This window comes from Pleomorphochaeta sp., from assembly GCF_050031695.1.
Classification (GTDB): Bacteria; Spirochaetota; Spirochaetia; order Sphaerochaetales; family Sphaerochaetaceae; genus Pleomorphochaeta.
The window spans coordinates 1-13,850 of sequence record NZ_JBNAIC010000018.1 but is presented as its reverse complement, the minus strand read 5'-3'; the positions used below and the strand labels follow the sequence as shown (position 1 = coordinate 13,850).

Sequence of the window (13,850 nt, the reverse complement as noted above, 5' to 3'; positions counted from 1 at the left end):
ATTTAAATAAAATACCACTTAAGCTTTTTATTCTGACTCACAATATTGCAAATTTTTAGGTCATACCATATTGTTTAGATTAATCTATTTGTTTATATTCAAACTTACTAAAATTTTTATCATCAATATCAAAGTTGATACCAACAAGATATAAACATCTCTTTGTATCACCTAGATATTTCTCAAAATATTTTCTTTCTTCTATTTGAGCTAATGCATCAGTTTTTGTGACTTTAAACTCAAAGATATAATGATAATTTACTGTTCTTACATATAAGTCTAATCTTCCATGATTTGTTGAACTTTCAGCTTCTATATATACATTTGTGGACTTAAGATGAGAAAATATTATTGAGCTATAATATCCTTCATAATCACTTAATCTTTTATCATTTCCTAAAACAGGATTATATTGATGAGGAATGCCAGCAAATAATGTTCTAATAGTTTTCTCCATTAAATCAAAATTAGCATCATATAATGCATCAAATAAATTCTCCGAAGAATCATTTACATCACCTTCATAAATAAACTCACATAATATTTTATAAAAAGAAGATCTAACTGAAATATTTGGAAAATCTAGAATAAACTTAACTCTCCCATCTCTTTCATTTTTTTCTTTAATTGATAAATAACCACTTTGAAAAAGTAATACAGGTAGGTCTAATTTTTCTACATCATAAGGAGTTAATAATTGAGTACTTGTTTTCTTAATTGAATTAGTATCAAATTTTTGAATATTATATTTATTAGTTTCTAATAGTTTAACTAGATATGTTGGAGTTCCTGAGCTAAACCAATAATTATCATATATATTTCCACTTCTAAAAAATTGAAGAATATCTTGTGGTGCATATAATTTTGATCCATTAAAATCATACCCATCATAATATTCTCTTAACTTATCTCTATTTACATTAATTACTCTTTCTTTAAATACAGTATCTAAATCATAATTAGTATATCCGCAAATATCAGCAAAATCTGGAAGCAAAGAAATATCAACTAAATTATTTAAGCCAGAAAAAATAGATACTTGATTAAATTTTGTTACACCTGTTAATAAAGCAAACTTTATATAACTATCTTGCTTTTTTAAACAAGAATATAGATTGCTAACTTCTGTTTTTACCCAATCTCTTTCTTCTTCATTTTCTATTCTATCTAAGATTGGTTTATCGTATTCATCAATTAAGATAACAACTTTTTTCTTTGTTAATTTAAAAACTTCTTTTATTAAAATACTAAAGTTAGATTCGATTGATTCAGAATCATCATAAGCTATATCATATTGATTATAGTATTCTTTTATAATAGTTCTCTCTGCTGAGAGGAATTTTTCTTTACTTCCACTAGTTGATGAAAAACTAATATGAATAACTGGAAAGATTTCATCCCAATTCCATTTATCATATATATATAAACCTTCAAATAGTTCTTTGTTCCCTTCAAACAATTCTTTTAACGTATTTACAAATAGACTTTTACCAAATCTTCTTGGTCGTGATAAAAGAACCATATTTAATTTAGATATAAATAAATCATAAGCAAATTTAGTTTTATCTACATAAAAATAATTATTTTCTTTATCTCTAATCTTACTAAAAGATTCAACACCAATCGGTAAATTCTTCATAATTTAATTTTAACATTAATTGAATTTGAATAAAAGTATAAAGACTAAAAAATGATTTATTAGTAATTGTGGACAGAGCACTTAATCAAGCTTTTGACATTAGAAGATAGCAATAACAAGAATTCGTAATTAAATCCCAACTTTTAACTTTAAATTTATTAATTTCTTTAAAACTCTAATATACTGATATAAATTAACTTCAATTTTATAAATTTTACCCACACTTACTGATGAAGCCTCTTAATTAAAAGATATATCTTCTAATAAGATTAGCAGTTATTGGTTCTGGTAAAATGGGTAAACCTTATTTATACAATTATAAAAACATAGATAAAAGGAAAGTAGTAGCTTTGATAGGCCCATTATAATATTTTCATAAATGAAAATATAAAAGATTATTTCTTGTATTTTTCTCTATATTCATTAGGAGTGAACCCTGTTTCAATTTTAAAGACTTTTATAAAATGTTTAGAAGTTTTATATCCAACTTTATTTGATATTTCATAGATCTTTAGATTAGAATGCTCCAATAATTCTTTAGAGTGAATAATTCTAATTTTTCTTAAATAATTGGTATAATTAATTCCAGCTTCTTTTTTAAATAAATCACTTACGTATTTCGGATTCAAATTAATAAAATCAGCAACATCATTTAATCCAATATCTTTATCAAAATTTCTTCTAATAAATTTTTTTATATCAGAGACAACCTTTTTTTTACTTATATCTAAATTATCTTCTTTATAATTTTTTGTTTTACTATAAATATTAAATAGTAAATCTTCTAATTTTTTCTTATTTTCAACAACTAATATTTCTTGTATATCATTGTCCATAGCTATCAATTGATATTCGCTTATCATATCATAAACTAATAATTTATCAATTACGTTTCTTGTCACATCATATATATAAAGCCTAACATCATTGACTTTTACTCTATTTATTTCAAAAATTAGAATTGCTTTTTTAAAGAGATCAATTACTTTTTTTACATCATTTTTTTGAACTAAATCTACAATATTATCAATATCAAACAATCCATCTAATAATTCAATATTTATATTAGTTAATTCATTACCTTCTAAATAACGAACTCCACTTCTATTATCAAAATAAAAATTAAGTTGCTCAAATTCTAATAATTTTTCATACATTATTTGAATGTTATTAGTCCTGCAACTTGATTTAATACTGTTAATCTTAATATTTATTTCAACTTTTTTTGCATCATTTAGAATTTTATAATTAAATTCAACGATATCTGCTATAGATTCTTCACTTACTAATATGAGAATTTTATATTTATCAATATTATGTAAAACTCCTTTATTTTTCTCAACTCTCTTTTCTAAAGATTCTAAAAATAACTTACTATTGTTATCAAAAATTTCTCGCTCTAATGTTATTATTTCAATATTATATTTCTTATTTTGAATAATTATTTGATTAGTTCCTAATCTCCCTGTAAAAAGTAATTTTTGTAATTCTTTCTCAGCTTGAATGCGAGAGACTTCCTTTTTATTGTGTTTTTCTATATCGATAATACTCTTAATTTTTTCCAATAATGGATAAAAGTTTTTACTACTAATTGGCTTCAATAAATAATCAATAGCACCTACTTTAATAGCCTCTTGTGCATAATCAAACTCGCCATAACCACTTAAGACAACAAACTTTGTTTTTGGTAATTTTGCTTTTATCTGCTTCATCATTTCAATACCATTAAGATTAGGCATCCGAATATCAGTAATAATTACATCAGGAGATAAATCTGTTGCAATTCTAATACCTTGATTTCCATCCATTGCTTCACCAACCACAACAAATCCTGTTTGTTGGCGATTTATCATTCTCTTTATTCCTCTTATAGTAGAGCTTTCATCATCCACAATAATTAGCTTAATCATTTTTGACTCCATTGTTTAAATATGAATCAACTTCTGTTTGAGTGTGAGGGAATTGTATTACTAATTCTGTCCAACAACCTTTTTTAGAGGCTATGCTAATTCCATATTCAGAACCATATATAAGTTTTATCCTTTGTTGAACATTCTTTAGCCCAATTGATTTGCTTGTATCTTCTATATTCTCATTGTAAATAAATTTCAACAATGATTCACGTTTATTATGTGACATTCCATTACCATTATCTCTTATAGTAAGAATAATTAAATTATCCTTTTTTTCTATATTTAGATTTATAAAAAGAATATCATTATTATTTCTTAAACCATGAATTATAGAATTCTCAATTAATGGCTGTATCATCAACTTTGCTATATTCCAATTCTTTAATTCATCTAGAACATTATAGGTAAACACTATTCTCTTATCAAATCTAATATTTTGAATTGCTATATATATTGAAATATGGTCTATTTCATCCATTATATTTATAAACTTGGATTTATTTTCAATAGAGTATCTAAAAAATACACCTAAATCATTTATCATATCTGCAACGTCTGTATCATCATTAATCTCAGCTTCCATAGAAATACTCTCTAATGTGTTATATAAAAAATGTGGATTAATTTGACCTTGTAAAGCCCTTAATTCAGAATCTTTATTTTTTAACTCAGCTTGATATTCTTTTGTAATTAAAGTATCAATGTAGTTAATCATTTGATTAAAATTTTGAGATAAAATCCCAATTTCGTCTTTTGTCTTAATAGTAACTTGAGTTTTAAAATCACCTTTACTTACTGATTTCATAGCCTCAACAAGTCTTTTCAAAGGAATGATTAATCTTGTTGTTCCTAGAATTGTAACAAATAAAACAGAAAACAACAAAAATAATAGTAAAAATAAATTTCTATTCCTTAAATTATTCATATCTCCCATTAATTCATTTTCTTCTACAGATATAACAACAGTAAAACCTGTATATTCAGAGACTGAATAACTTAAATAATACTTTATTTCATTAACTTCAAATATGCTATATTCTTCAATATTTTTAACTACGTCTTTAGTGTATTCATTTGCTCTCTCATCATTAGTCATTGTATAGATAGTTTCATTATTGTTGTTGAATATCTCAACATTATTATAAAAAGGAGAATCTATTCCATGAAGAATATCTTCCATACTATCAATACTAATATCTAAAACAAGATATCCTATCGGTGTATTGGTTTTTACTTCCTTAATTAGCCTAATAAAGGAAAATACAACAGAATCTGACTGTCTTACATAAGTTTGATCATGAGTTGCTATTGTCTGACTTTCTAATTCTCCCATATTCTCTATGTAGGGAATAAAAAAATCAGTATCTGAATTTCTTCCAGAAGTATTTCTCTGAGCAATTAAATCATTATCCATATCAAAAATATAAATTGAGCGAATATATTTATCTTGCAAACTCATTTGAAAAAGAAAATCATTTAATTTATATTTTATATCTAAATCATTATTTAAATTTTCACCATTACTTAAAAAAGAATTGTTTAAGATTTCTTGAATTTCTCCATCATAATATGGCATAAACGAAATTTGATTAATTTTTTGAAAATAAGTATCTATATTATTAGTAATTTGACCTGCTAATCTCGTTGTTATTGCATTCATAGCATTTTTATATTGTTTATTATATTGATCTGATGTGACAATATTTAAAATAAGCAACGGAGGTATAACAAAGAATACTGCGAAAAAAATTATTTTATTTTGTAAGCTATAGAATATTTTATTTTTCATTTTTCTAATCCCTTAGTTTTACTATTTATTCAAAGTAATGAAAGCAAGAAATATATTATAATCAACTAGTTATTAATTATACTAATTTAATAGTTATAAAAATCTTTGAAGAAAACCATAATCAAAGATAATTCAATTGAGTATCTAATTGCTCCCTTATTCTCTAATTTTAAAAATTTTATTTTACATAATAAAAATTTAGTCATCATATAATAAACACTCTAAATAAAATAACTATCATCATAATTCAAATATTGTGTAAATGCAAACAACGTATATATATCTATATTCTCAAAGTAAATATTTAAAATCTATAAGTCTTATTTTACATTACTGTATTATATGTCTTTTAGTGTAATAAAAAGATTAATAAATCCTCTTTATTACATAATATATCTTTTCTATAAAACTTCAAAATCTATAACTTTTAAATCCTTCTCACTAGAAGAACTTCCTACAAAAACTCTATATTTACAAGATTCGATTTCCCATTGTGAAATCTCTGTGGAATAATAGGCTAAAGAAGAGGCTTCTATTGGGAGTGATATTATTTTACTTTCACTAGGTTTTAAGTTAACACGTTTATAAGCTTTTAAATCTTTTTTATGACGTTCAACTCTAGAATTAAGAGCTCCTATGTATAGTTGAAGTACTGTAGCTCCTTCTACATCTCCAATATTTTTAATTTCAACAGAAACAAATATTGAACTATCTTTAGTTATTGAAGAAGAAGATAGTTTAGGTTCACCAAAATAAAAAGTAGTATAGCTCAAACCAAAACCAAAAGGATAACTAATTTGTTGTTTATATTGATCAACTGCAAAATATCCATGATAATACTCATACTCAATTGAATCTATATCTAAGCCAAAATATGGAAGTTGTTGAGCATTTTTATAAAAAGTTATAGGCAATTTACCACTAGGATTAATATCGCCATATATAATTTCTCCTAGAGCCGTTCCTCCTTCCATACCAGAATACCATTGCATTATAATAGCCTTAACTTTATTACACCACGGCTCAACTTCTATTGCACTTCCTCCTTGAAGAACTACAATTGTATTTTCATTACCTTCATAGGCTGCTTGAATTAATTCTAAATCATTAGGTTTTAAACTAAGAGATATTCTATCTCCACCAATACTATCTTCTGAAGATAAAGGGAAATACTCCCCTTCATCCATTTCATTTAAACCAACATAAACAATAACAGCATCATAATTACTACCTTTTTTTCTAACAATATCAAAAACTGTTGCACTAGTATAATCAACTTCAACATCTTCTCTAGATGCTTTCATAATTCCATCTAAAGCAGAAATTACATATGGGGGAAAGACTGCAGAACTTCCTTTAACATCTCCTAAGCAACCTTCTTTAGCAAACTTACCAGCTACCATAATTCTCTTTGTTTTGTTTCTATCTAATGGAAGTAAATTATCATTTTTTAATAAAACAGCTGATTTTCTTGCAACTTCTAAGGCCAGATTACGGTGTTTTTTACAAGCTACTTTATTTTTAGAATATATTGAACTATCACTAATTTGTGCAAATCTTATTTTTTGAGTTAATATTCTTTTTACACTTTCATTTATTTTTTCTTCTGCTACATCACCATCTTTTACTGCCTCAACTAATAAATCACCATAATACTGAGTTATATTCATTTCCACATCTAATCCTGCATTAGCTGCTTCTATAGTATTTCTAATTCCAAAAGAAAAATCAGACATCACAAAACCAGAAAAGCCCCATTCTTTTTTAAGAATATCAGTTAGTAAATAAGAATTATGACCACACCATTTACCAAGTACTTGATTGTATGCACTCATTACTGCTGCAACACCATTGTCTATACACATTTTAAAATGAGGTAAATATACTTCTCGTAAAGTTCTCTCATCCATCTTTACATTTACTTTAAATCGAGAATTTTCAATACTATTTGCTGCAAAATGTTTTACACAAGCCATCATATGGTTTTGAACACCTTTTATTAGTGAAGATCCCATAGTTCCTAACAAATATGGATCTTCCCCATAAGTTTCTTGAGCTCTTCCCCATCCAGGATGTCTTAGAAGATTAATACATACTCCTCCAAAGAAATTAGCACCAAGAGATCTCGCTTCAATTCCAATAGCATTACCAACTTTCTCTTCTAGTTCTGTATCAAAAGTTGCTGCTCTAGCCATAGATACAGGAAAGGCCGTTGAACTATATCCTAATACTACACCACTAGGACCATCACTAAACTTAATAGCTGGTATATTTAAAGAAATATCTTCTCCTGCAAAATATGGCTCATAATTATATCTATCAAAAACAAATTGACCAATTGCAGGCAAATAATCCCCTGACATTTGATTTATTTTTTGCTCTAAAGTCATTTCACTTAAAAGATTATCTATAAAAGATTCAACATTATTTAAATCTACATCAGCTAAAATTCCCCATTCAGTAGAAAGATGCAAACTAGGATTTTCAAGCAAATGTTTTTTCACCTTTAATCGTAATTCCATTTGCATTTTTTTATCCATTGCTAAAATTTCATCAATATGATTGATATGCATAAATTCTTTCATATGAAATAATCTCCTTTTTTTTAGTTTTAATCCAAAATTTAATACTTATTATTCTATTTCACTTTGAAATAAATAATTTTTATATTAAATATAAAAAAGTAAAAATATATTTTAACTTTATAGCTGTCTAATAGAAATTAAGCTCCAAGGCTCAACTTCTTTATTAATTTCTAATATTCCATCTTCTCTAACTTCATAATATTCTTTTTTAGTTGCTAAAGCTGATTCTTTTATAACTTCAATTTGTGCTCTAGTTAAAGAAGCTTTCATACCCATTTCTTTCCATTTTTTAAAAGCAAAGCCATGATTTGCATCAAGTGTTTCAACTATAAATTTTGTTGAAGGAGAAAGATCTCTTAACTTGAAATTTAATTTCTTATTTGCTCCTGTAGCTAAAGTTTTTTCTGCTACATTCCAATTTGGATATGGAGAAATTGGTACAGCTTGACTAACCTCATTTGGATAGTTATAAATTAAGGCACTAATTCTATTATCTTCTTTAAATCTTGTAATTATATATCCATCTGATCGACTTACTTCATTATCGCCTAAATAATTTAAGAAACGATATGCATGAAAGGTAGGTTTAACAATTGATTGAAAGTTTATCATTCCAAAGCCACCATGAAAAATTGTATCTCCAGCTCCTCCTTCTTCAAAAACATCTGTAAATGTCCAATAGGAAAGAGAGTCTACTAAATTTAAAGATTCAATATTACTTTTAACAACAAATGTTGCAGCTGGTAAATAATCATGAGCAAAATCGCGAGGAGAAGGGCTCGAACTCCATTCTGTTAAATGAATCTCTGCATTAGGGTATTCACTTTTATCTATAAAATTTCTAAGCCATTTTAAATCTTGTTGTGTTGAATTTACTTCTCTGCTAAGCCCTCTTGTTTTACCATGTCCATCAAGAGCAAAATCTGTAGGATAAGGATGCGTTGATATAAAATCTACAGGAAGATTTTCACTACAGCAATAGTCTATAAAATCTTTTAACCAAACAGCTTCCCATTTTTGTTTATCAATATCATTAACTTTAAAAGTCATTTGCTTTGAAGTATCTTCCATATCTTTTACAAATCTATCGTCAGGAACAAAATTACTAGTAGCAGGACCACCTACTCTTAGAAGAGAATCCACTTCTTTTATTGAAAGGGCACTAACTTTATATAATTCAAAATATAATTTTTTAGTTGATGCCCAAAAGGCAAATAAATTTGGTTCATTCCATACTTCAAAATACCACTGACGAACTTCATCAAGGCCATACCTCTCAATCCAATGGATTAAACATTTTTTGATTAAACATCCCCATTTATCATAATCTTTTGGAGGGGAAACATAACCATTCCACCAAAATTGAGTATTACTTGAGGAAGCCATATCTTCTGGACAAAATCCAAATTCAACAAAAGGTCTTATACCAATATCTAATAAACTATCAAATAATTCATCAACGTATTGCCAGTTATAAATAGCTTTATTTTCTTCTTCTCTATATATAAACATGTCTTTATTAAATAAACCATGAAAGCGAATATATTTAAAACCACAATTTTTTACAACTGTACTTAATTGTTTTTGCCAATTTGCACGAAGCCCTTCATTTGCCCTACCTGCACCAACACAAGTACTCCAAAAATGTACTATTTCTTTATTATTTTCTTTTGCTGATACATCTATATTTTCTACCATCTTATAATTCCTCTAACATATAAATTCAATAAAATGTAATATCCTTATTTTTGAAATAAAATACTAAATTTACTAGAACTGTTATTTATTATGATTTAACTGCTCCTGCTGCTAGTCCATTTATAATATCCTTTTGCATCGTAAGATAAAAAATCACCATTGGAATACTTATAATTACAATACCAGAAGTTATATATTCCCATTTTGTTTGATATTGACCTGAAAAATACATAAGACCTGCAGGTAGTGTTTTTGCAGAATTTTTAGTCATTACAATAATTGGTAAAAGTAAATCATTCCAGACAGTTATACCATTTATAATCATAACTGTAGCTAAAGCAGGTTTACACAATGGAACAATAATCTTCACTAAAAGTTTTATTCCACTACAACCATCAATAACAGCAGCTTCTTCTAATTCTTTAGGCAAAGCTTTTATATATGTTGAAAGAATATATATACCCATGGGCATTGAAAATGCTGTATATACAAAAGCTAAACTTAAGGGATTATTAACTAAATGTAATTTAGTAATAATTTTAAATAATGGAATAATTGCCATTTGCATAGGAAACATCATCCCACTTAGAAATACTATAAATAGAACATTTTTACCTTTAAAGTTCATTCTAGCAAAAGGATAAGCTGTTACAATATTTATTATATAAATTAAAATTAAAGTAACTGAAGTTACTACTACACTATTTATAAATAATCTACCAAATCCTCCCATCTGCCATGACTCTATATAGTTACCAATATAAAAAGAATCTGGTAGTCCAAGTGGAGCCTTCCTTATTTCAGCTGGAGTTTTTAAAGAATTTAAAACCATCATTATGATAGGAGATATATAAAGTAGAGCCACTATAGTTAATACACTATATCCAAAAATTAATTTAATATTATATTTTTTACTCTTATTCATTGTTTAATTATTCTCCTTTCTTGAAAATTTTAATTGAACTAAAGAAACTAAAAGAGTAATTAAAAACAGTACTGTAGCTTCAGCTGATGCATAACCATAATAATGTGTTCCACCACTACCAAAAGCATCTTTAAATACTCTCATTGCAATTAACTCTGTAGAATGCATAGGACCGCCATTAGTCATAACAAAAACTAAATCAAAGGCTTTAATACATCCAACAGTTGTTAATAAAATAACCATTGCTATCATTGGTTTTAACAAAGGCAGTGTGATATATCTAAGTTGTTTAAGTTTATTTGCTCCATCTATTTTAGAAGCTTCATATAACTCTGAAGGAATAGTTTGTAGACCAGCTAAAAACAATATCATGTTATTACCTTGTCCTCTCCAAATATCAACAGTAACAATTGAATAAAAAGCTATTCTAAAATTGCCTAACCAACTAACAGGATCTAAGCCTACTGTTTTAAACAAAGTATTTAAAATCCCTGTATTTGAGTCATACATATAGGTCCACATATATCCAACGGCAACTGTACTTATAATTACAGGTAAGAAAAATAACATTCTATAAAAATTTTTAAATCTTGCATGATTTAGTAATATTGCTAAGGCTAAGGATATTAATAAGCCTACTGTATTGTATAATAAAATTAATTTTCCATTATTTAGTAATGATTGAAAAAAAATCTCATCTTTAAATATATTTACATAATTTTTCCAACCTACAAAATTTAATGACTTTTGAAATCCATCATAATTTGTAAACCCATATATAAATGTAATAATTACAGGTATTATAAAAAAAATGGTAAATATCACAGTTCCTGGTATGAGATATATATAAGGTTGTATTGTTTTACTAACTTTTTCTCTTTTAATATACATTTTTACTCCGTATTTAGGTTTTATTTGAAATAATAATTATGAACAATTAAGGAACATCTAAGTTATGTTTACTTTTCTTTTATAAAGTTATAATTATTTTCTTTGTAATTCGTTAACTTTAAATCCCCAATCAAATAATAGTTAGATGAATTATATTCAACTACTTTAAATAAAATATATTATTAAAAAGTACTAAATCTAGTTTTATATAATCTACAATCTAGGATAGAAAATACTAATTTTAATAACACATATATTTTATGTACTAAAAAATTTACTAAAATGATCTAAAGCTTGATTAATAACAAATATTAGTTAAAGATTGATTAGCTTCTCTATAAAGTATAAAGCAATTGATTTAGAGATAACGAATTTATATAAGGTACACTGTTATCCTTTATTTTAATAATTAATGCTCTTTATAAACAAAAATAAATATTAAAAATATATTAAAAACTGTCTAAAAGTTGAAGAACAGATTTTTCATAATTATAATTAAAGTATTTGATCTATATTTATAATAATTATTAATTAAATACACTCATATTACTTTTAAGATTGATCTTCAAATTTGAAAAATATAATTAGTTTTAAAATAATTGATTACATTTTTTTTCAGCTTTAATATTACACATCAAAAGGTGATTATTATTATAATAAACACCTTTTGATAATTAATTACAGCTTATTTATCCAATGATTTTTCAATAGCTTTATCCATATCTAGTACAACTTCAGCAGGTGTTTTTTGATTAGCAATAACTGCTTGAACGCCTGAATGAAGAGTATCTTGAGCTGAACCTGGATGAAGGTTTACACCTTTAGCTGAGATACAGTCTGCAATATCTTGAGCTGCAGCTCCACCTTCTACTTCGATATCTTTTAATACAACTCCAGTAACTCCAGCTTTTTTACAATATACTGAGTAATTCTCAGGTTGGTAGAAGAAATTGATAAAATCTTTTGCTATGTCAATGTTTTTTGAGTCCTTATAAACAGATAGCATAGAACTATAACCACCTTGTGCATAAATATCATCTTGAATCTCTTCATTGTAAGGTTGTTTTGCAAAACCAAATTCAAAATCTAAATTAGCAGCATTTAGCTCAGATAAAAACCAACTTCCTGATGGGCAGAATAAAGCTTCTCCATTAAAGAACATTTGTTGTGCACTTTCTTGTGATGTACCTAATAAATCTTCAATATAATAGCCTGCATCATAATAATCTTTCATTTGTTGGATACCCCATTCAACATTAGGATTATCTGAGAATTTAACTTCACCTAATTGTGCTTTATTAAAGAAATTAGGATCATCTTCAGCAACTTTACCCCATAAAGTCCAAACGCTCATCCAAACTGTCCAACCATCTTTTAAACCGTTTGCAATTGGTAAAATATTAGCGTCTTTAGCAACTTCACAACATTGCATAAATTCACCTATAGTTTTAGGAAATTCTAGATTTAATTCTGCTAACAGATCTTCATTATACCAAACACCCCAAACATCTGCTTGAATAGGAAAACTTTGTATTATACCTTCATAACTTCCAGCTTCATCCATACCTTCTTTGAAATTCACTCTACATTCTAAATTTGAAAGATCTGCTACATAATCACCTGCTGCATAATTTTTCTTATCTGCAGATTCATTACGTGTTGCCATAATATCAGCACCTTCACCAGATGCCATACGTGCCATATATACTTGATCATACTGTGATGTTTCTAAAAGTTCAATTTCTACTGTTACATTAGGATTTGCTTTAGTATACAAATCAGCTACTGCTTGTAAACCGTCTTGGTTACATTCTAACCATCCCATAATTGATAGAGTTACAGTCTCATCCTTTTCTTTTACACTAGATGATACACTATCTTCGCTACTCTTGTTTTTTGAACAAGATGATAAACCTACAATTATTGCTAAAACTAATGCTAGTAAAACAACCTTTTTTTTCATAAAAATACCTCCGATAAAAAGAATCCAAAACTAATATATTTGTTAATTAATTGTTGAATAATCATTAAACTTATCTTAATTATACGGTTACAAAAGAGAGCCAACAATTACAATTTTTCCAGATTTGGTGTCTAAATTCCTTAAATTTAAGGTAAAAAATTAAATAGGTTTTTATTAGTTTCTTTATTTAAACTTGAATAAAATCAAGGATTAAACAAGTTTTATACATAATTAAACAATTTAATACATATTTTAGGCCATTTTTTATGTATAAAGAAAGGTAAAAATTAAAAAGTATATTTATTATCTATACTGAGACGAGTTACTAGACAGCAGAAAAATAATTTCACGAATCCTTGTTAGTTTATTCCTAAAGGAATAATATATTAATTATGGGTAGAAAAAGAAGGACAATTAGCAAAGACACTAAACTAAAGGTTGCATTAG

8 protein-coding genes are annotated in these 13,850 nt (G+C 26.4%); all 8 read right to left on the bottom strand.

Annotation, left to right across the window (positions count from 1 at the left end):
- Window positions 1–79 precede the first annotated feature (79 nt).
- Window positions 80–1,639: an ATP-binding protein gene (locus ACPKM0_RS03865; protein ID WP_472473492.1), complete on the bottom strand. Its 1,560-nt coding sequence runs from the start codon at window positions 1,637–1,639 to the stop codon at window positions 80–82.
- A gap of 395 nt (window positions 1,640–2,034) precedes the next feature.
- The gene (locus tag ACPKM0_RS03860; protein ID WP_472473491.1) at window positions 2,035–3,549 is read right to left on the bottom strand and encodes a response regulator transcription factor; all 1,515 of its coding nucleotides are present in this window, start codon (window positions 3,547–3,549) and stop codon (window positions 2,035–2,037) included.
- Window positions 3,542–5,341 (bottom strand): cache domain-containing sensor histidine kinase, encoded by a 1,800-nt coding sequence (locus ACPKM0_RS03855; RefSeq protein ID WP_472473490.1) that lies wholly within the window; start codon window positions 5,339–5,341, stop codon window positions 3,542–3,544. The genes ACPKM0_RS03860 and ACPKM0_RS03855 overlap by 8 nt, the downstream gene beginning before the upstream one ends.
- A gap of 401 nt (window positions 5,342–5,742) precedes the next feature.
- Complete coding sequence (locus tag ACPKM0_RS03850; RefSeq protein ID WP_472473489.1) at window positions 5,743–7,926, bottom strand: beta-glucosidase; 2,184 nt, start codon at window positions 7,924–7,926, stop codon at window positions 5,743–5,745.
- 117 nt (window positions 7,927–8,043) lie between these two features.
- Entirely contained in the window at window positions 8,044–9,624 is a 1,581-nt protein-coding gene (locus ACPKM0_RS03845; protein WP_472473488.1) for a GH39 family glycosyl hydrolase, read from the bottom strand.
- A gap of 88 nt (window positions 9,625–9,712) precedes the next feature.
- The gene (locus ACPKM0_RS03840) at window positions 9,713–10,549 is read right to left on the bottom strand and encodes a carbohydrate ABC transporter permease (protein ID WP_472473487.1); all 837 of its coding nucleotides are present in this window, start codon (window positions 10,547–10,549) and stop codon (window positions 9,713–9,715) included.
- 3 nt (window positions 10,550–10,552) lie between these two features.
- Window positions 10,553–11,440: a carbohydrate ABC transporter permease gene (locus tag ACPKM0_RS03835; RefSeq protein ID WP_472473486.1), complete on the bottom strand. Its 888-nt coding sequence runs from the start codon at window positions 11,438–11,440 to the stop codon at window positions 10,553–10,555.
- 685 nt (window positions 11,441–12,125) lie between these two features.
- Window positions 12,126–13,403: an ABC transporter substrate-binding protein gene (locus tag ACPKM0_RS03830; RefSeq protein ID WP_472473485.1), complete on the bottom strand. Its 1,278-nt coding sequence runs from the start codon at window positions 13,401–13,403 to the stop codon at window positions 12,126–12,128.
- Between the last annotated feature and the right edge of the window lie 447 nt (window positions 13,404–13,850).